The 19134-nt window shown below is 64.3% G+C and carries 17 protein-coding genes; 6 read left to right on the top strand and 11 right to left on the bottom strand.

What is annotated here, in order from left to right; translation table 11 throughout:
- Positions 1-17 precede the first annotated feature (17 nt).
- From DXT59_RS25380 to DXT59_RS25365, 4 genes are read right to left on the bottom strand one after another with little or no spacing between them, the layout of a single operon-like run.
- Positions 18-926: a carbamate kinase gene (locus DXT59_RS25380; RefSeq protein WP_116140404.1), complete on the bottom strand. Its 909-nt coding sequence runs from the start codon at positions 924-926 to the stop codon at positions 18-20.
- Between the two features lie 22 nt (positions 927-948).
- Complete coding sequence (locus tag DXT59_RS25375; protein ID WP_116140402.1) at positions 949-1950, bottom strand: ornithine carbamoyltransferase; 1002 nt, start codon at positions 1948-1950, stop codon at positions 949-951.
- 47 nt (positions 1951-1997) lie between these two features.
- Positions 1998-3221 carry an arginine deiminase gene (locus DXT59_RS25370; RefSeq protein WP_116140400.1) on the bottom strand — a complete coding sequence of 408 codons (1224 nt, stop codon included), beginning with the start codon at positions 3219-3221 and terminating at the stop codon, positions 1998-2000.
- 50 nt (positions 3222-3271) lie between these two features.
- Positions 3272-4771: a basic amino acid/polyamine antiporter gene (locus DXT59_RS25365; RefSeq protein WP_116140398.1), complete on the bottom strand. Its 1500-nt coding sequence runs from the start codon at positions 4769-4771 to the stop codon at positions 3272-3274.
- 243 nt (positions 4772-5014) lie between these two features.
- Between DXT59_RS25365 and atpG the strand changes: the two genes are divergently transcribed.
- Together atpG and atpC are read left to right on the top strand one after the other, a co-directional pair.
- A complete protein-coding gene (gene atpG / locus DXT59_RS25360; RefSeq protein ID WP_338065193.1) occupies positions 5015-5818 on the top strand; it encodes an ATP synthase F1 subunit gamma in 804 nt (267 codons plus the stop codon).
- Complete coding sequence (atpC, locus tag DXT59_RS25355) at positions 5815-6276, top strand: ATP synthase F1 subunit epsilon (protein WP_116140394.1); 462 nt, start codon at positions 5815-5817, stop codon at positions 6274-6276. The genes atpG and atpC overlap by 4 nt, the downstream gene beginning before the upstream one ends.
- Positions 6277-6299: 23 nt before the next feature.
- On the opposite strand, the gene DXT59_RS25350 is transcribed toward atpC, so the two are convergent.
- The 5 genes from DXT59_RS25350 to DXT59_RS25330 form a co-directional block, all read right to left on the bottom strand.
- Complete coding sequence (locus DXT59_RS25350) at positions 6300-7205, bottom strand: amino acid kinase family protein (RefSeq protein WP_116140391.1); 906 nt, start codon at positions 7203-7205, stop codon at positions 6300-6302.
- A gap of 169 nt (positions 7206-7374) precedes the next feature.
- On the bottom strand, positions 7375-8499 hold the full coding sequence (locus tag DXT59_RS25345) for an ABC transporter permease (protein ID WP_116140389.1): 1125 nt from the start codon (positions 8497-8499) through the stop codon (positions 7375-7377).
- The gene (gene rbbA / locus DXT59_RS25340) at positions 8500-11277 is read right to left on the bottom strand and encodes a ribosome-associated ATPase/putative transporter RbbA (protein WP_116140387.1); all 2778 of its coding nucleotides are present in this window, start codon (positions 11275-11277) and stop codon (positions 8500-8502) included.
- A 14-nt stretch (positions 11278-11291) separates the two neighbouring features.
- The gene (locus DXT59_RS25335; RefSeq protein WP_116140385.1) at positions 11292-12365 is read right to left on the bottom strand and encodes an HlyD family secretion protein; all 1074 of its coding nucleotides are present in this window, start codon (positions 12363-12365) and stop codon (positions 11292-11294) included.
- A complete protein-coding gene (locus tag DXT59_RS25330) occupies positions 12349-13896 on the bottom strand; it encodes an efflux transporter outer membrane subunit (protein WP_116140383.1) in 1548 nt (515 codons plus the stop codon). Before DXT59_RS25330 ends, DXT59_RS25335 begins: the two co-directional genes overlap by 17 nt.
- Positions 13897-14217: 321 nt before the next feature.
- Here DXT59_RS25330 and DXT59_RS25325 point away from each other — a divergent pair, with 321 nt between their 5' ends.
- The gene (locus DXT59_RS25325) at positions 14218-14559 is read left to right on the top strand and encodes an HPF/RaiA family ribosome-associated protein (protein ID WP_116140380.1); all 342 of its coding nucleotides are present in this window, start codon (positions 14218-14220) and stop codon (positions 14557-14559) included.
- A 76-nt stretch (positions 14560-14635) separates the two neighbouring features.
- On the opposite strand, the gene DXT59_RS25320 is transcribed toward DXT59_RS25325, so the two are convergent.
- Positions 14636-14893, bottom strand: coding sequence for a hypothetical protein (locus tag DXT59_RS25320; protein WP_116140756.1), 258 nt, complete (start codon positions 14891-14893; stop codon positions 14636-14638).
- Between the two features lie 74 nt (positions 14894-14967).
- On the bottom strand, positions 14968-15570 hold the full coding sequence (locus DXT59_RS25315; RefSeq protein ID WP_116140378.1) for a DJ-1/PfpI family protein: 603 nt from the start codon (positions 15568-15570) through the stop codon (positions 14968-14970).
- A 96-nt stretch (positions 15571-15666) separates the two neighbouring features.
- Here DXT59_RS25315 and DXT59_RS25310 point away from each other — a divergent pair, with 96 nt between their 5' ends.
- The 3 genes from DXT59_RS25310 to DXT59_RS25300 all read left to right on the top strand — a co-directional run bounded on the left by DXT59_RS25310 (position 15667) and on the right by DXT59_RS25300 (position 19068).
- Complete coding sequence (locus DXT59_RS25310; protein ID WP_116140376.1) at positions 15667-17001, top strand: aminotransferase-like domain-containing protein; 1335 nt, start codon at positions 15667-15669, stop codon at positions 16999-17001.
- A gap of 230 nt (positions 17002-17231) precedes the next feature.
- Positions 17232-17645 carry a hypothetical protein gene (locus DXT59_RS25305; RefSeq protein ID WP_116140374.1) on the top strand — a complete coding sequence of 138 codons (414 nt, stop codon included), beginning with the start codon at positions 17232-17234 and terminating at the stop codon, positions 17643-17645.
- Positions 17646-17874: 229 nt separating this feature from the next.
- Positions 17875-19068, top strand: a complete 1194-nt coding sequence (locus tag DXT59_RS25300) for a sigma-70 family RNA polymerase sigma factor (protein WP_116140754.1) — start codon at positions 17875-17877, stop codon at positions 19066-19068.
- Positions 19069-19134: the final 66 nt, after the last annotated feature.

The raw sequence follows: 19134 nt of genomic DNA, 5'->3' as shown, positions 1-19134 counted from the left end.
GCCGCTTAGCCCCGCCGTCATCGCACGGACATAGTCGTCCCTGCCGTCCCTTCGACGAGCGCGGCGACGTCGGTCAATGCGCCTATGGCGGCGCGCCGTCCCGTGCGCTGGGCGAACCGCGCCGCGGCCTCGACCTTCGGTCCCATCGAACCCGCCGCAAACGTCCGCTCGCGCAATATGCTCGGATCGAGATGCCGCAACAACGTGGCGCTCGGCGTGCCCCAATCGGCGAATACGCCCTCGACGTCGGTCGCGATGACGAACACGTCCGCGTCGATCTCCTCGGCCACGAGCGCCGCGCTGCGATCCTTATCGACCACCGCTTCGATCCCGCGCAACGTGCCGTCTTCCGCGGCAACCACGGGGATGCCGCCCCCGCCGGCGCAAATTACGATCGCATGCTGATCGAGCAGCCAACGCAGCGGCGCCCATTGCACGAGACGCTGGGGGCGCGGGCTCGGTACGACGCGCCGATACCCCGTGCCGTCGCGCGCGATGGCCCATCCCTTCGCTTTGGCCGCCTCGAGCGCGGCGGCGTCGGTCAACATCGCGCCGATCGGCTTGTCGGGGTGATCGAACGCCCGATCGTTAGGATCGACTTCGACCATCGTGAGCAACGTCGCGCATGCCCTCGCCTTCGGCAGCCGGTTGCGCAATTCCAGTTCGAGCAGGTAACCGATCATGCCTTCGGTCTCCGCATCGAGGACGTCTAGCGGAAAGCCCGCGCTCGTACGGGCCTCCCGCTCCTGAGACGCCAACAGGCCGACCTGCGGGCCGTTGCCGTGCACGATCACCACCTCGTTGCCTTCGGCCACCTGCGCGAGTTGCTCGGCCGCAAGCCGAATATTCGCCCGTTGCGCCTCGGCGCTCAATGCCTCTCCGCGCTTTAACAGCGCATTGCCACCCAGGGCGATTACGATCCGCATAATGTCGTTCCTTTAGCCGCGCTCACATCGCCAGCGTCGCGACCAAGATCGCCTTGATCGTATGCAGCCGGTTCTCGGCCTGATCGAAGACGATCGATGCCTCCGATTCGAACACCTCGTCCGTCACTTCCACGCCGTCGCGCAACCCGTAAGCGTCGGCAATCTGCTTACCGACGTGCGTGTTCGCGTCGTGAAACGCCGGCAAGCAGTGCATGAACTTCACGCGCGGGTTGCCGCTTGCGGCCATCAAATCGGCATTGACTTGGTAGGGAAGCAATTGCTCGATACGTTCGCCCCATTTCTCGAACGGCTCGCCCATCGACACCCAAACGTCCGTATAGACGAAGTCGGCGCCTTTCACGGCGTCGCGCGGTACGTCGGTCAGCGTGAGCCGCGCCCCCGTGCCGGCCGCGATCCGGCGGCACTCGTCGACGAGCGCATCGTTCGGCCACAAGTGGCGCGGCGCGCACAAACGCACGTCCATGCCGAGCTTGGCGCCCACGATCATCAACGAGTTGCCGGTGTTGTTGCGGGCATCGCCCATATAGCAATACGCGATGTCGTGCAGCGGTTTGTCGCTGAATTCGTGCATCGTCATGACGTCGGCGAGCATTTGCGTCGGGTGGAACTCGTCTGTCAGTCCGTTGTAGACGGGCACGCCGGCATAGCGCGCCAACTCCTCGACGATTTCCTGGCCGAAGCCGCGATATTCGATCGCGTCGTACATGCGGCCGAGCACGCGCGCCGTGTCCTTCATCGACTCCTTATGGCCGATTTGCGAGCCCGTCGGGTCGATATAGGTCACATGCGCGCCTTGATCGTGCGCGGCGACTTCGAAGGCGCAGCGCGTACGCGTCGAGGTCTTTTCGAAAATCAGCGCGATGTTTTTTCCCGTCAAGCGCGGCATTTCGACGCCGGCGTACTTGGCACGCTTCAGGTCGCGTGAAAGATCGAGCAGATAGCGGATCTGACGCGGCGTGTATTCCATCAACGACAAATAACTGCGATTGTGAACATTGAACATTTCGTTTCCTTGGCCAATGGCCTGGTGGTTCGATGCGGCGGCCCGCGTCAGAGGTCGATCGGATCGCGTTCGATCGGGCAACTCATGCAATGGCTGCCGCCGCGTCCGCGGCCGAGTTCGCCGCCCGGGATTTCGATGACCTCGACTCCGGCTTGGCGCATCTTGCGATTCGTGTAGACATTGCGGTCGTACGCGAGCACGACGCGCCGGTCGAGCGCCAAGACGTTGTTGCCGTCGTCCCACTGCTCGCGCTCGGTTTCGTAGGTATCCCCGCCCGTCGTCAGCACGCGCAGCGAGCCGATCCCGAGCGCGCCCGCCACGACCGAAAGGAACGGCTCGGTATGGCGCTCGTAGCGAATCCGGCCCGGCTCGTCGCCGGGGTAAAGGCTCGTGCACTGAATGCCTTGCGCCACGTCGGGATAGATGCTGACGAAGTCGACGTCGATGAACGAAAACACCGTATCGAGGTGCATCGACGCGCGGGCCTTCGGCAACTGGCAGGCGATGACGCGTTTGGCCGCATGCGCGGCGAATAGGCGGCGCGCCACCTGCGTCACCGCTTGTGGGCTCGTGCGCTCGCCCATCCCGATCAGCACGACGCCCGCTCCGATCGGCATGACGTCGCCGCCTTCGAGCGTTTGCGCGCCGTGATCGACATCGGGATCGCCCCACCACGTCCGCACATGACCTGCGAACCGAGGATGAAAACGATAGACGGCCGCGAGCAGCAGCGTCTCTTTGCGCCGAGCCGGCCAATACATGGGGTTCAACGTGACGCCGCCGCACACCCACGAACTGGGGTCGCGCTGAAAGATCAGGTTCGGGAGCGGCTGAACGACGAAATCGGAGCGTTCGAGGTAACCGCCGAAGAGACCTCGGGCGTCGAACGGCAGTTGCGCTTTCGCAATCCCGCCGATGAGACAATCGGCCAACTGCTGCGCGGGCATCTCCTCGAGCCATAGCCGCAATTCGCGCAGCATGCCGGTGCCGACTTCCTCCTCGACGATGCGCCGGTCGAGAACCCAATCGCGCGCTTCGCGATCGAGCAGTACCTGCGAGAGCAGATGATGAAACTCGAGCACTTCGATGTCGCGCTCGCGCATCGCGCCGACGAACACTTCATGATCCTCGATCGCGCGATCGACCCAGATGACGTCGTCGAACAACAAACTGCCGCAGTTGGCCGGCGTCAAGCGGCGATGCGCGAGGCCGGGACGGCAGACCATCACCGTGCGCAATTTACCGGCCTCGGAATGGACTCCAAGCGTCATGCGTTTCTCCTCGATCAAGCTTGAATGACATACGTATGTAAGAGGCGGCCTCAGCCGAGCGTGACCTTGCCTGCCAGAAACAACGACAGCGCGGCGATGGCAACGAGCACGAGCAGCACGGCCGCGGCTTTCTCGCGCGGCGCCAGCACGGCTTGCTCCGGCGCATGCTCACGGCGTGCCCACCAAAACACGGGGATGCCGATGGCAAACAAAATCGTCGACATCAGCAGGAATTGCGGACCCGCGGCATAGAGCAGCCATACCGAATAGACGGATGCGAGCACGCCGGTCCAAATCGACTGACGGGCGCTCTCGCCTTGCGTCGCGCGGTAGCTGGGCTGCGTCGCATAGCGCCACAGAAACAACGCGCTGAAGAGGTAGGGCGGCAAGATCATGACGCCCGTGATGGAAACGAGCCAATTCCACGCGTTATGGGCGAACAGGACGACGAACACGGCCGCTTGCATCGTCGCGCTGGAAAGCCACAGCGAAGGCGCCGCCGCGTGCCGGCGGTTTTCGCGGGCGAGAAACTTCGGAAACACGCCGTCTTTCGCCGCTTCGTAAGGCAATTCGGCAACGAGGATCGTCCACGCTAGCCAGCAACTGAACAGCGACAGCATCAACGCGATCGAGATAAACACCGCGCCCCACTGGCCGACCGCCGCTTTGAGCACATACGCGGCCGACGGCGACGCAAGGCCGGACAACTGCGCCTGATGCATGACGCCGAACGGCAGCGCCGACAGCAGAAAGTACAGCGTCGTACAGGTCAAAAGGCCGAGGAACGTCGCCCTGCCGACCTGCGACGGTTTTTCCGCGCGATCGGAAACGACGACGGCACCTTCGATGCCGATGAACACCCATAGCGTGACGAGCATCGTGCTCTTCACTTGCCCGAGGATGCTGCCGAGATGTTGTTGTTCGCCCCAGAAATCGTAGGTGAACAGGTTGGCCTTGAAGGCCACGACCATCGTGCTCAATGCGACCAGAATCGCCCCGATGTTCACCACGCTGGCCATGACGTTCATGATGGCCGCGCGCTTCACGCCCGAGAGCACGATGAAATTCATGACCCAAACGAGCGCCGAGGCGCCGAGGATCGCCGGCCAATTATTGCCGCTGCGAAATACCGGTATGAATACGCCCAGCGTTTGCATGAACAGAATTGCAAATGCAATATTGCCGAAAGCGGCCGAAAGCCAATAGCCCCATGCCATCTCGAAGCCGGCGAATGCGCCGAATCCCTCGCGGGCATATGAATAGATGCCGGCTTTCAGATCGGGGCGCTTATCGGCCAGCGTACGAAACGTATTGGAAAGAAAGAACATTCCCGCCAGCGTGATGACCCACGCGACGATTACCGCGCCGAGTCCGGCGCCCTGGGCCATGTTTTGAGGTAGATTGAATGCGCCTCCGCCGATCATCGAAGCCACGACGACGCCCGTCAGCAGCGTCACGCCGAGCCGGCGCGTGTTCGGTTGCGCCCTTGTGGCGCCGGCCGCCGCCGTGGGGGCCACTGCCGCGCCGGGCAAATCATTGGGTCTGTCCATCCCATTTCTCCTAATTGGCGTTGGTCTGCTCTGGAGTGTATGGGGGCATTCCCTTACTCGATTGATCGGGATCAAGCCGTCCGCGAATGTTTGGCATAACTTGTCATTCGAACATGACTGCCATCGGCAAGCGGATTTTTTCAATACGACCTTTCACCTTTCAACTCAATTGCACCGATGCATATTCGAGAAATCCAGGCGAAAATCAAAAGCATAGGCACGACGCGTAAAATCACGCGCGCAATGGAGATGTTGGCCCGCGCCAAGGCGCCGGCCGCGCGCAAGCGTGCGAGTTCGTTTCGTCCCTACGCGGAACACATGCGCGCGATCGCGCTGCATATGCAAGCGGCCAACCCCGAATTCGTCTCACCGTTTCTGCGTAAGCAAGTGCCGGTGCGCCGCGTGGGCTTGATCGTCGTCAGTACCGACCGCGGGTTGTGCGGACCATTGAATAGCCGCTTGCTGCTGCAATGCGTCGATCGGCTCGCCGCCTGGGACCGGGACGGCGTGGCCGCGCGCGTGAGCGTGGTGGGCGCCCGCGGCATGGCGCCGCTCGCGCGTTGCGGCGCGGACATCGTCGCGCATAGCGGCGCGCTCTCGCAGGAACTGCATTTCGAATCGTTCTTCGGCACCATTTCGATACCGCTGAGCGAGTTCTTGCTCGGGGAGTTGGACGAAGTCCATATCGCCTATAACCGTACGACGCGCGCGCCCGAGTTCGAACCGCGTATCGACCGCATCTTGCCGCTCGACGCCCTGCTCCATCCGCCCGGCAATGGGGCTGCGCCCACGCCCGACTATCTCTATGAGCCCGATGCCGGGGCCGTCATCGAGACGCTGCTGCTGCGCTATGTCGAAGCGTTCGTCTATCAAGCGGTCGCGGAGAACAGTTCTTGTGAGCAGTACGCGCGCATGATGGCGATGCATACCGCGACCGAAAACGCCGATCGTCTCATTCACGACCTGACGCGCGTCTATCAAAAGACGCGTCAAGCGCAAATCACCACCGAATTGTGCGAGATCATCGCGGGAGCCGCGGCGCTATGACGGACAACACCTCGACTGCGCATCGCCTCGACGGTCTGCAAGTGGACATCGTCAGCGTGGAGGCCGAAATCTATAGCGGCACGGCCTCGTTCGTCGTCCTGCCGGGCGAGGCTGGGGAACTTGGCGTCTACCCCGGACATATCCCGCTGCTCACGCGGATCAAGCCGGGCGTGATTTCGCTTTGGGATGGCGCAGAGGAACCGGTGCACCGCGTCTTCGTCGCCGGCGGGGTGGCCGAAGTACGGCACGAAGGTGTGACCGTTCTCGCCGACCATGCCTTGCGCACGCCCGAACTCGATGCGGCCAGGGCCGGCGATGCGCGGCGTCAAGCCGCCGTCTTGCGGGCGCGCTATCCGTCGAAGCCCGAACACACGTTCGACTTCGCGGCGGCGAAGGCCGAATTGGCCGACGAGTTACGCCGCTTCTTTCTGCTGGCCTTCCGCAAACCCAAGTATTGACGGCTCCCCGCCACTGTATCGCTTCAGCAGACGACCGATCCGCCCGCGAAGCGGCGCGGGTCCGCATGCTCGCATGAAATCGTCGTCCCGGCCGTGCCCTCGAGGAGCCGATCCACATTGGCGAATGCCCCGATCGCCGCTCGCCGTCCCGTCCGTTCGGCGAAATGCGCGGCTGCGCGCAGCTTCGGGCCCATCGCTCCTGCCGTATCGGCGAATTCGCGCAACGCGTGCGGATGACCGTGACGCAACAACTTCGAATTGGCTGTGCCCCAATCGAGGAACACGCCGGCCAGCTCCGTCACGATGACGAAAAGATCCGCCTCGATCTCCTCGGCGATCAACTCGGCGGCACAGTATGGATCGACGACGGCCTCGACGCCGTGCCACGCCCCATCCTCGCGCGCCACGACGGGTACGATTCCGCCCGGGCAAATTACAACGGTCCGTGCCTCGATCAAGCGGCGCAACGCGTCCGAGTGCGGCACGCGCAACGGCGACAGATTCGGCACGACGCGCCGATACCCGACGCGGTCCTTGGCGATGGACCAGGCATTCGCCCGCGCGTCGGCGACGGCCTTTTCGCCGACGATGGCCGCGCCGATCGGTTGATTCGGATGCGCGAAGGCGGGATCGGCCGGGTCCACTTCGACCATCGGCAGCCAGGTCGCGCATGGCCGCGCGCTGGCCAGGCAATGTCGCAATTCGAGGTCGAACCGGCTTAGCGGATCGCCATCGATCCGTGCCGGCGAATCGTTACGTGAAAAGCCCGCGCCCGGCATGTCTGCGAAGTGCGCGTGTTCATGCACGAGTACCACGTCGTTGCCGTCGACGACGGCCGCCAGCCGCGCGGCGGCTGCCCGCGCCACATGGCAATCCTGCTCGCCTCGCTTGCGCAGCGCATTGTCCGCCAATGCGATCACCATTCGCATAGTCCCGTTCCTCCCGATTGATCGTTCGACCGGATACCCACCCGGCGCCTCGAAATCCAAGGCGTAGATATAAAGGAAGTCCGAGCCGGCGACTGCGCCCTCACGCACATCCGGCGGCAATCGACACTGGGTACGTCGGATGAATCGACGAGGCGCCCCCCGGCCGCCTTCAAGCCATCAACGCAATCGTCTTGCGAAACCGCGCGAGCGAAAGTGCGAATAGAACAGACCCGATCAGCGCCAACGCCAGGAACGGCTGCCAAACGGCATCGAGCCCGCCGCCGCGATAGAGGATTGCCTGCCCCAATTCGACGAAATGCGTGGTGGGAGCGGCAAGCATGATCTCGCGCACGATAAACGGCATGCTCTCGCGCGGCGTGACGCCGCCGGAGAGCAATTCCAGCGGAATCAAAACGAGCACCATCAGCATGCCGAACTGCGGCATGCTGCGCGCGAGCGTCGCGAGAAAAATGCCCATCGACGTGGCGGCGAACAAATGCAGTGCAGCGCCGGCCATAAACAACGCGGTCGAGCCGTGAATCGGCACATGCAGGGCGCCGCGCACGACGAACGTCAGCGACGCCAGCGCGGCAATCAGCACGACGAGCCCCATCGACCACACCTTCGCGAGCATGATTTCGAGCGGCGTGACGGGCATGACGAGCAGATGTTCGATCGTGCCGTGCTCGCGCTCCCGAATCAACGCGGCACCCGTGAGAATGATCGAGAGCATCGTCACGTTGTTGATGATCTCCATCAGGGAGCCGAACCACGCGTGCTCGAGATTCGGATTGAAGCGCACGTGCATGGCCAAATCGACGGGCGGCGGCGTATTGCCGCGATAGCGCGCGACGAAGTCCGATATTTCGCCGCTCGCGATTTGCTGCACGTATCCGCTGCCCGTGAAGGCCTGGCTCATACGCGTCGCATCGACGTTCAACTGAATTTGCGTCTGCCGCCCGGCCAGTACGTCGCGTTGGAAATTCGGCGGAATATCGAGCGCGAACGTGAAGCGGCCCAAATCGAGTCCGTGGTCCACGTCGGCCGTACCCACCAGCATCGGCGGATTGAATTGCGGCGGAAAAAACGCCGAGACGATGCGCGCCGAGAGCGGCGACGCGTCCTCGTCGACGATCGCGATCGGCGCCAGGTGCAGCGTTTCGGGCTGTGCGGTGGCGGCCGCGTAGATCGATACCGTGAACGTATAGACGATCAAAACCAGCATCGTCACGTCACGGGCAAGGCTCCAAAGCTCTTTGACGCCCAAGCGATAGATCGTCGATACCGCACGCATTCATGCCTCCTGCTTGCGCAGCAGCGCGATCGTCGCGCCTAGGACGACGGGAATCGCGAGCAGCAACGGCAAGAAATGCGCGCGCAGATCGGCAAAACCCAATGCTTTGTTGAAGACGCCGCGGCTGACCGCGAACATATAGGTCGCCGGGTAGATTTTGCCTACCCAGCGCCCCGCTCCTTCCATCGACGAAACGGGATTGATGAGGCCGCAAAATTCCACCGCCGGAATCAGAGTGGCGATCAACGTAAAGAACAAGGCGGCGATCTGGCTGCGCGTGAACGTCGATGCGAGCAAGCCGAATCCCGTCGAGACGATATTGAACAGCAAGACGGCCAGCAGCAGTGTCAATACGCTGCCCTTGAGTGGAACGTCGAAAGCGAAGTGCGCGAGCAACGCCATCAAGACGAAGTTGAGCATCGCGAGCAACACGTACGGCACCTGCTTGCCGACTAAAAACTCGGTTCGTGTGACGGGCGTCACATAGAGGTTCACGATCGATCCCAGCTCGCGCTCGCGCACGACCGATAGCGCCGTCAGCATGGCCGGCAGCATCAGGAGCAGCAGCGGGATCACGGCCGGCACCATCGCCGGCAAGCTTTTGACGTCGGGGTTATAGCGGAATCGCGTCTCGATCGTGACGCGCTCGACGGCCTCGACACCTAACCGATGGCGCATCTGATCGCGCAACCATTGCTCGTGCATGCCGACCACGTAGCCGCGGATCGTTTCGGCCCGCAGCGGCATGGCGCCGTCGATCCATATGCCCAGTTGAACGGGCCGGCCGTGCGTCAAGTCGCGCGCGAAGCCGGACGGGATCTCGACGGCCAACGACAATTCGCCCGCGCGCATGCGGCGATCGAGATCGTCGTAATCGACGATCGGGCGCTGCTCGATGAAGTAGCGCGAGCCCGAAATGCCGAGCGCATAGTCGTGACTCAAGCCCGACTGATCTCGATCCAGCACCGCGAAGGTCAAGTTCTCGACGTCGAGGCTGATCCCGAGTCCGATCACGCACATGAGCACGAGCGATCCGAGCAGCGCCAGCGCGCCGCGCACAGGATCGCGGCGCAACTCCAAAGCTTCGCGCCAAAGATACGTGATCGCACGCGCGAGGCTGAACGCCCGCCGCGCCGCGGGGAGCGCATCCCTTGCCGGTTCGGCCGACGCGTCGGCGGGCTCCGGCGTAGGTTGGGGCTCGGCCTGCGCTTGCCCGCCCGCATCGACCAAGTAACCGACGAACGCTTCCTCGAGCGTGTGCGCGCCGCGCTCGCGGACGAGTTGCGCCGGCGGCCCGCTCGCGAGAACGCGCCCCGCATGCATCAGCGAAATTCTGTCGCAGCGCGCGGCTTCGTTCATGAAATGCGTGGAAATGAAGATCGTCACACGGTCGCGCCGCGCGAGATCGATCATCAGCCGCCAAAAGTCGTCGCGGGCGACGGGATCGACGCCCGAGGTCGGCTCGTCGAGAATCAGCATCTCGGGCCGATGGACCATCGCCACCGCCAGCGACAAACGCTGCCGAATGCCGAGCGGCAAGCGATCGGGCAACGCATCCAATACGCCCGTCAAGCCGAAACGTTCGCTCATCTCGCGCACGCGCTCGCCGATATGCTCCGGCGCGACTTGGAACAACCGCGCGTGCAGGACGAGATTTTGCCGGACGGTCAGTTCGCTGTAGAGCGAGAATGCCTGGGACATGTACCCGACGCGGCGCCGCGTATCGAGGTCGTTCGCATCGACGTGACGGCCGAACAGCGTGGCCTTGCCTTCGGTCGCACTGAGCAGCCCCGTGAGCATTTTCATCGTCGTCGATTTGCCGCAGCCGTTGGAGCCGAGAAATCCGAAGATTTCGCCACGGCGAATGCGGAAGCTCACGTGATCGACGGCAACGAATGCGCCGAAGCGCATCGTCAAGCCTTCGGCCTCGATCGCCGCTTCGTCGCCCTCGTCCCCTTGCCATGGTTCGACGACGACGCTCTGATGGCCGCGCCGTTTTTCTTCCGGAAGCAGTGCGATGAACGCCTGCTCGAGCGTATCGGCATGCGTGCGTTCGAGCAGCGCCTGGGGCGTGCCCGTCGCCAGCACCCGACCCGCATCCATGGCCACGAGCCAATCGAGCCGCGCCGCTTCGTCCATATAAGCGGTGGCGACCATGACCGTCATCGCTGGACGCGCGTTGCGCAGCGTCTCGATCAAGTTCCAAAACTGCGCCCGTGCGAGCGGATCGACGCCGGTCGTCGGCTCGTCCAGGATCAAGAGATCGGGATCGTGGATGAGCGCGCAGCACAAGCCGAGCTTTTGCTTCATGCCTCCCGATAGCTTCCCCGCGGGGCGCGATAGAAACGGGTACAGCCCCGTGCTATGCGTCAACGCATCGATGCGGCGCCCGCGCTCGGTTGCGCCGTGACCGAACAAGCGCGCGAAAAACTGCAGGTTCTCCTCGACCGAGAGCGTCGCATAAAGATTTTTGCCGAGCCCTTGCGGCATATAGGCAATATTCGGGCAGACCGTTTCCCGATGGCGGGCCGAACCCATGTCGCCCCCCAGCGCGTGTACGCTGCCCGATTGAATGGCCCTCGCACCCGAGACCAGCGCAAGCAGGCTCGATTTGCCTACCCCGTCCGGTCCGATCAATCCCACCGTTCGGCCCTTGGGGATGTCGAGCGTCACATCCTCGAGCGCCACGCTCTTTCCGTAGCGCAGACAGACGTTGCGCATGCTGACGACAGGCGCCGCCGCGTCCGTCGCCTCGACGCGCGCGTCGGCACTCGCCATGTCCGCGACCCCGGTCACCGCGGAACCCTGACTTCGAGCTGCCGCGGCCAAACGGCTTTGGGATCGATCTTGACCCAAGCGACACCGGGCACGCCCGTCTTGACGATCTTCAGGTGCCGCAGCAACAAGTCCCGGTTGATGCGCGCCTTCACGCGGAACATGAGTTTCTGCCGCTCGCTTTGGGTCTCGACGGTTTTCGGCGTGAACTGAGCGGTGGCGGAGACGAACGATACCGTCGCCGGAATGACGTACTGCGGCGCCGCGTCGAGCACCAAATGCACTTCGGCCCCCATGGCCACCTTGCCCGCCACGGTCTCCGGCAGGAAGAACGTCATGTACACGTCGGACAAGTCGACGAGGTTGAGAACCTTGCCGCCGGCAGGCAGTACCTCCCCCGCCTGCGCGACACGGTACTGGACGCGGCCGTCGCGCGGCGCCAGAAGCCGTGTATCGTCGATGTCGGACTGCACGCGCTGGACCGTCGCTTTCGCGGCCGCCACCGTCGAGCGCGCGGCGACGAGTTGCGCGCGCGTCGCATCGATAGCCGCTTGCGCGGCGGCCACCTGGGCTTGCGCCGCACGCACCGTCGCCTCCATGCCGCGCACCCGCGCGCGATCGTCGTCCCGCTCTTGCATCGACGACGCCCCTTCGCGCGAGAGCGTTTCCGACCGCGCTAGACGCCGGCTGGCCGCGTCGAGTTCGCTGGCCCGCTGGGCGACGATCGATTGCGCCGCGACCTTGTCACTTTCGCGCTGTACGACGAGCGCCGCCACGCTCGCCACCGTATTGACCGCTTCTTGCTCGCGCGCGCGAGCCTCGTCCAATTGGGCATCGAGGGCCAGTACCTCCATCTTCGCGAGCGGCTGTCCGGCTTTCACGAAGTCGCCTTCGTCGACGAGAATGTCGTCGATACGGCCAGGCAGCTTCGTCGCCACGTCGATTTCGGTCGCCTCGATCCTGCCGTTGCCGCTGGCGAAGCCATCGCCAGGCCCCGTGTCGTGCCAGTGGAGCCATGCGTAGCCGCCGGCCAGCGCGATCGCCGCGGCCACGACCAATGCGATCAGCGTCGATTTATTCGTGAGTTTCATGGTCGGTCCGGGAGTTGCGCACGGCCGCGAGACCGTCCGAATCGTTCGCAAGGCCGGCGCTCGAGGCGGCGGTTGCACCGCCGAGCGCCGTATAAAGTGCGACGCGGCTCGAAAGCAATGCACGACGCGTCTGCACGAGTTGCTGCTCGGCGCTGAGCGAATCGCGCTGCGCATCGAGCACTTCAAGGAACGGCGTCACGCCGTCGTCATAACGCAGACGGGCAAGGCGCGCTCGTTCCGTCTGCGCATCGAGCGTCGCGCGCGCCGTCTCCACTTGCGCGCCGAGCCACGTCGTCGCGGACAACGCATCGGCCACGTCGCGGAACGCGTTTTGTATCGCCTGCTCGTACTGCGCGGTCGCTTCGTCGCGCTGCGCCTTCGCCAATTGGAGGTTCGAGCGGTTGCGGCCCGCATCGAAGATCGGCAGCGTGAGATTCGGAATAAACGCCCAGGCCCCCGCGCTCGTGGAAAAGAGGTTGCTCAATTCGGTGCTGCTGCTGCCGAACGAACTCGTCAAGGCGATACGCGGAAAAAACGCCGCACGCGCCACGCCGATGTTCGCGTTCGCCGCCCGCAGACGCTGCTCCGCGGCGACGATATCGGGTCTGGCCTCCAGGAGCGAGGACGGCAAGCCGGCTACGAGCGAAGGCATCACCGCCGCATCGTCGAGCGGCCGGTCGCGCATCTCCAAGTGCGCCGGTGCACCGATCAAGACATCGAGCGCATGCGCCTCCCCAGCGCGCGCCTGAGCGAGTTGCGCCTCCAAGGTCCGCGCTTGTTCGAGCAATATTTCGGACTGCTCGAGATCGAGCTTCGAGGTGGCGCCCACTTCGTAGCGCCGCGCAAAGATATGGCGGGAGCGCTCGCGGCTGGCGATCGTCTCCCGCGTAAATGCGAGACGCTCGTCGAGTTCGCAGATCCCGAAGTACGTGTCGGCCACGCGGGCGATCAAACTCAACGCCACGGCCTTGCGCGTCGATTCCACCGCGAACAACGTATCGAGCGCGGCCGCCTTGGCCTCGCGCACGCGTCCCCATAGATCGATTTCCCAACTGCTTTCCAGCAGCCCCGCGTCGTACAGATCGCCGACGACGGGCCGCGGACTCAATAGCCCGGCCGGCAGCCGAAAGCGCGCCGCCGTGGCCGTCGCGTCGATACCGGGGAACTGCGCCGAACGGCGAATGCCGACAACCGCGCGCGCCTGCTCGATCCGCGCCGATGCGACGCGCAGATCGCGATTGTTCGTCATCGCTTCGTCGATGAGCGCACGCAAACGCGGATCGCGAAAGTAATCGTGCCAATCGGGCAGCACCGGCTCAGCCGCGTCGTTGCGAGTATCCGCGCTCCCGGTGTCGGCCGGGTAGCTCGTCGGCACGGGCAGCGCGGGGCGCGTATAGCCGGGCGCGAGCGAGATGCATCCCGCCAACGTCGCGATCGACGCGGCCGCGAGCAACCGACGCACGCATGACCGACCGATGCGATGGGCCGACGGTTGCGCGTGCTCGTTCTCGATTGACGCTGGATGGGACATAGCGGCGGCTGATGAATGGCGTTGATGATGGCCCGGCCGGATATCGGCTGATCGGGTGCGCTTCGTACGATCGTTCGTTCGAGCCGCATGCCCTTTATATCCGAGGAAACCCTAGGCGGGTCTTGATCCACGTCAACCGCGATCCGTCCCTGACTCGCCGCGCGGGCGTCGCGAGACGGTCGAGGCCAGTCTAGGCCGAGCCGGCAACGTGGCGTTGATCGACGTCAACGGGGACCTCTTGACTCGCGTCAAGTCGCGCCGAGGCCTCGCGGCGAACAATGGAGGCACGAACACGCACCTTCCATCAACAGGAATCGAACGATGAAACTACCCTTGGAGATCTCTTTCGAAGGCCTCGCACGCTCCGAAGCCATTGAAGCCGCGGTGACGAAACAGGCCGATAAGCTCGATCGCTACTACGGCGAACTGATGCGCTGTCAGGTTCGAATCGTCAGCGACGACAAGCACAAGCATCAAGGAAAATCGTTCGCGGTTCGGATCGATCTGACCTTTCCCGGTCATGAAATCGTCTCGAACCGCGAATCGGACGAGGATGTCTACGTGGCGCTGCGCGACGCGTTCGATGCCACCGCGCGGCAATTGGAAGATGCGGTGAGGAAGATGCGCGGCAACGTGAAGACGCATGCCGCGCCGCAGCCATAAAGCGAAACCACAAACGCACGTAGCCGCGGCGCCCCGGGCAATCCGGGGCACTGCGGCTGCGCACGTTCGGTCCCGGTCAGGCTAGCCCTTCGTCATCGGGCTCTTCCGCCAGCAAAATGTCGTACACGCGGGCGGCCTTGCCGTGCAGTTCGTATTCGAGCTTCTTTTCCTGCAATTGATCGGATCGATAGCGTGTGTAGGCATCGAGCACTTCGGCGCTCGTGGCCCCGACCTCCACGATCCGCGCAATGACTTCATCTTCGAGTGGACCGACGATCCCACGGATATCGCTAGCCGTGGCAGCCGGCAATTGAGGGCTTGAATGGGCGCTCATCATGCTTCTCCAGTCGACGCGCAGCATGCGTTAGCGTACCGAAGCCGCTCCGAATATGCACGAGGCACGTGACGTCAAGTCGGCAAATACCGCGAAAGATGTTTGAATGCGTTTTCCACGTACGCGTCCTTCTCTCCGACCGGCGCCACATAGTGCAGCGCCGCCCGGGCGGCTTCGACGCCCTCCGAACGCGCGATGATCCACGCCGCCAAATACGGCGAAGCCATGCACCCGCCGGCCGTGGCGATATTTCCTTCGGCGAAGAACGGCGCGTCGAGCACGCGCACGCCGGCTTCTTGCATCCAAGGTTTGGTCGTCAAGTCCGTGCAAGCGGGGATGTCGGCGAGCAACCCTAGTTTCGCCAAAATCAATGCACCGGAGCACTGGGCGGCGATGAGTTGCCGGGACGCGTTCAGCGCGAGGCGCGACATCATCGACGGATCGGCGGCTACTTGCAGCGTCTTCGAACCGCTGCCGATCAGCACGGCGTCGGCTTCGCGCGCCTCTTCGAGCAATGATTGTGCGCGAACCAAGAGCCCGTTCATCGATTCGATTTCGGCAGTCGGGCCGCAGAGCGACACGCGCCAATCCGGCTTTTTGATGCGGTTGAGAATGCCGTAGGCGATCAGGGAATCGAGTTCGTTGAATCCGTCGAACGAGACGATGGCGATGTGCATGTAAGGACCCAGGTGATGGCGGTTTGAATGAAGGCGCAAGCCATCTTATGACCAAGATCCAATACAATCAAAAAATTGTACTCAATACATCGCCCAATGACGAAGCCGCGATTTCAACCGCTCGTCGACGAGTTGGCTTCCCAGATACGCAGCGGCCGCTACGCGCCCGGCACACGGTTGCCGACGCATCGACGCTTTGCGCAGATGCATGGCATCGCGTTGGTCACCGCCACGCGCGTATACGCTCGGTTGGAAGAGATGGGCCTAGTCAGCGGCGAGGTGGGCCGGGGCACGTTCGTCCGCGAGGGCGCCTTGCCCCGAGAACTCGGCGTCGACCAAGTGGCGGTCGCCGAAGGTCTCGTCGACTTGAACTTCAACTACCCTTCGCTGCCCGAACAAGCCAAGCTACTGAGCGGTGCGCTGCGGCGGATCGCGGGCGGCGGTGATCTCGAAGCCTTACTGCGCTATGGCCCCCACGGCGGGCGCCCGCACGAACGCGCTTGCGTCGCACGGCATCTGGCATCGCACGGACTCGCCGTGCCGCCCGAGCAGGTGCTGATCGTCGATGGCGCCCAGCACGGCTTGGCCGTGGCGGCGCTGGCGATGCTCAAACCGGGCGACGTCGTTGCCGTCGATGCCCTCACCTATCCCGGTTTCAAGGTCGTCGCCGAGATGCTGCGCCTCGAACTGGCGCCTGTCCCGGCTGCCGGAGAGGGCTGCGATTTGGATGCATTGGAGCGGCTTTGCACACGCCGCCGCGTGCGCGCGATCTACGTCATGCCGACGCTTCACAACCCGCTCGGCTGGGTTAGCTCCCTGGCTTGGCGCCGGCGATTGGCCGCGATCGTACGCAAGCACGGGCTCACCGCGATCGAAGACGCGGCGTACGCATTCCTCGACGAACGCCCGCCCACGCCCCTCGCGGCGATTGCGCCGGAAGCGACGATCTACGTCTCGGGCATTTCCAAAAGCGTGGCGACGGGCCTGCGGTTCGGATTCATGGTCGTGCCTCCGCCCTGCGTGCCGGACTGCGTGCGCGCGATCCGCGCGACCACGTGGAGCACGCCGGGCATCGTGACGAGCCTGGCCTGCGCTTGGCTCGAAGACGGCACGGTACGCCGTCTCGAAGCCGAAAAGCGCCGCGACGCGGCGGCCCGGCAAGCAATTGCCCGGCGAGCGCTGGCGGGTCTCACGCTGACCGCGCATCGGGCGTCGTACTTCACTTGGCTCTCGCTACCGCAAGACGTGCGCGCCGAGCGCGTTGCCGCCGCTCTGCTGGAACGAGGGATCTCGGTATCGATCGCGACACCATTCGCCACGACGAAGCAAGCGCCGCAGGCGATGCGCCTCGCCCTCGGGTCCGTCCCACTGGAGCGGCTGAACGAATCGCTTGACGCCGTCAAACGTTTGGTCGATCGGGAAACGTATTGATCGGACGCCGGCATTCCCGTTGTCCGACGATTTTTCGCCGCGCCGGCAACTCGCCGGTCTTGGCGAAGTCGAAGTCTTTTGGATCGCAGGCGCGGCGTTTCTCCCGGCTTGATGCCGATCAACAGCCGCTTCACGAGCGGTGCCTACCATAGCGATAATTGTCGCGTGTGCCCGTGGCGCCGAGGCGCGTACCGAAACGAGGGCCGCATCGATGCGGCAAGGAGCATCGAATGGACGAGAACCACGAACGCCGGGCCTTGCTGTTGCACTTGGGCGGCGTGTTGCAGACGGCGAGCCTGCTGATGGAGCACGAGGGCGCAGACCAAACGCTGGGCGAGCTGATCGAGCTGCAGCCGCTGCTGGCCGACGTTCCACTGCTCGAATACGCCTACGAACGCATGACCGTGCCGGAGTTCGCGGCGGCAACGCTGCGCGCGTTCTGCCTATGGCCGCAACTGCTGCTCGAAACGCCGCTCGATCACGCGGCCCTGGCCACGCCGGTACGCGAGCATTTGTTCGCGGGCAACCCTCAAGGCTGGTCCGCCTACGCGGCCTCGTTGCAAACCGAAGTGCCGTGGTTCGGCAAGCCCGTGGCCGTGCCGAACGGTCAGTCCGGCGATATCGACGTACGGCGCACCGCATAGCGCGACGACGCCCGCAAACGGCACGCACACGCGCGATTGGATTGAACTCGCGCCGATCGTCCCCAGATGAGACCTCGTACGAGCGCCGCGCATGCGCGAGCGCTTTCGTAGGGTTCCTCGCGGGCTGCACGCGCAACCCGGGGGTGTCGTCTCTCTGCACGAGCGGGTCGTTCCCGTCGATCACATGAATCTGCATACGAACGCATCGTCCGGCGCGCGCGCTCCCGGCATGAGCACCGAGCACCCCATCCATGCCGACACGCTCGCCCAGTTGCTCGCAGTCGCCGCGCGGCAAGGCTATTTGACCGAAGCGGATCTGGCCGATGCGCTGCCCGACGATCAAAGTCTCGCCGATACCGTACGCACCGCCTTAGCGGAGACAGGCATCGCCATACTCGAGGAACGGCCGCCGGCCGACGGCTTCCAAATGGAGGAACCGTCGGGATACATGGACAGCGACTCGCTCGAACAGGCCGGCGACGTGCTGCGAGAAGCCGCGGCGGGCACGCGCGCATCGACGGAGCCGTTGGCCGTCTTCACGCGGCGCATGCACGCGGTGCCCCTGCTCACCCGTGAAGACGAAATCGCGCTGGCGATGGAAATCGAAGCCGGACGCGAGATATTGGCGCAGGCCGCCGCGAACGAGCCCGCGAGCCCGGCCCGGCGGCGCGACCTCGCGGCCGCCCAGGCGCGCGTTGCACGCGCCACGGCGCGCATGGTCGAGGCCAACCTTCGACTCGTGCTGTCGATCGCCAAGCGCTACCAACATCGAGGGCTCGACCTGGCCGATCTCGTCCAAGAAGGGAGCCTCGGGCTCATGCGCGCGGTCGAGAAATTCGAGTACCGGCGTGGCTTCAAGTTCTCGACTTATGCCACGTGGTGGATCCGCCAAGCCGTGTCGCGCGCCGTGGCCGACCGCGCCCGCACGATTCGCGTGCCGGTGCACGTGAGCGACGAGGCAAGCCGCGTCCGGCGCATCGCCCACCAAGCGCATCAACGTACGGGGGCGAAAGCCGGCGTCGACGAACTGGCCGAACTCACCGGTCTGCCGCGGGAGAAATTGCGGATGTTACTCGCTTTGCCGGCCGAACCGCTGTCGCTCGACGCGCCCATGGCCGACGGCGAAGCGCCGCTCGTCGATGCGCTCGAGGATGAGGCGGGCACGGACCCGTTCCAGGTGCTAGCGGCTCACCGTCTGAACGCTTGCGTCGCCGCGCTGCTGCAGACGATGCCGGCCGCCCAGGCCGACGTCTTACGTCAGCGCTTCGGCATCGGCGACGACGTCCCGCGCACCTATGATGAAATCGCGCAGCGCACGGGTTTGTCGCGCGAGCGCATCCGGCGGATCGAAAGGCAAGCGCTCGACGCGCTGCGCGCATCGGCCGACGCGCGCGCGGCCCACACGTTTATCGAGGCGGCTTGATTCGATTAGCCGGCAAGAAAACACGGCCGTGAACCGCCCGCCCGGCATTTCACCGGGCGGGCGAAA

It is taken from the genome of Trinickia diaoshuihuensis (genome assembly GCF_003390925.1).
GTDB classification, from domain to species: Bacteria; Pseudomonadota; Gammaproteobacteria; order Burkholderiales; family Burkholderiaceae; genus Trinickia; species Trinickia diaoshuihuensis.
This window is presented reverse-complemented; position numbering and strand designations above follow the sequence as displayed.

Coding starts and splice junctions, on each gene's coding strand:
- DXT59_RS25345 (WP_116140389.1), bottom strand. CDS start 8,499: ATGCGTGCGGTATCGACGATCTATCGCTTGGGCGTCAAAGAGCTTTGG.
- atpG (WP_338065193.1), top strand. CDS start 5,015: ATGGAGATGTTGGCCCGCGCCAAGGCGCCGGCCGCGCGCAAGCGTGCG.
- DXT59_RS25320 (WP_116140756.1), bottom strand. CDS start 14,893: ATGAGCGCCCATTCAAGCCCTCAATTGCCGGCTGCCACGGCTAGCGAT.
- atpC (WP_116140394.1), top strand. CDS start 5,815: ATGACGGACAACACCTCGACTGCGCATCGCCTCGACGGTCTGCAAGTG.
- rbbA (WP_116140387.1), bottom strand. CDS start 11,277: ATGGCGAGTGCCGACGCGCGCGTCGAGGCGACGGACGCGGCGGCGCCT.
- DXT59_RS25370 (WP_116140400.1), bottom strand. CDS start 3,221: ATGACGCTTGGAGTCCATTCCGAGGCCGGTAAATTGCGCACGGTGATG.
- DXT59_RS25305 (WP_116140374.1), top strand. CDS start 17,232: ATGGACGAGAACCACGAACGCCGGGCCTTGCTGTTGCACTTGGGCGGC.
- DXT59_RS25330 (WP_116140383.1), bottom strand. CDS start 13,896: ATGTCCCATCCAGCGTCAATCGAGAACGAGCACGCGCAACCGTCGGCC.
- DXT59_RS25315 (WP_116140378.1), bottom strand. CDS start 15,570: ATGCACATCGCCATCGTCTCGTTCGACGGATTCAACGAACTCGATTCC.
- DXT59_RS25375 (WP_116140402.1), bottom strand. CDS start 1,950: ATGTTCAATGTTCACAATCGCAGTTATTTGTCGTTGATGGAATACACG.
- DXT59_RS25380 (WP_116140404.1), bottom strand. CDS start 926: ATGCGGATCGTAATCGCCCTGGGTGGCAATGCGCTGTTAAAGCGCGGA.
- DXT59_RS25300 (WP_116140754.1), top strand. CDS start 17,875: ATGAGCACCGAGCACCCCATCCATGCCGACACGCTCGCCCAGTTGCTC.
- DXT59_RS25335 (WP_116140385.1), bottom strand. CDS start 12,365: ATGAAACTCACGAATAAATCGACGCTGATCGCATTGGTCGTGGCCGCG.
- DXT59_RS25325 (WP_116140380.1), top strand. CDS start 14,218: ATGAAACTACCCTTGGAGATCTCTTTCGAAGGCCTCGCACGCTCCGAA.
- DXT59_RS25350 (WP_116140391.1), bottom strand. CDS start 7,205: ATGCGAATGGTGATCGCATTGGCGGACAATGCGCTGCGCAAGCGAGGC.
- DXT59_RS25310 (WP_116140376.1), top strand. CDS start 15,667: ATGACGAAGCCGCGATTTCAACCGCTCGTCGACGAGTTGGCTTCCCAG.
- DXT59_RS25365 (WP_116140398.1), bottom strand. CDS start 4,771: ATGGACAGACCCAATGATTTGCCCGGCGCGGCAGTGGCCCCCACGGCG.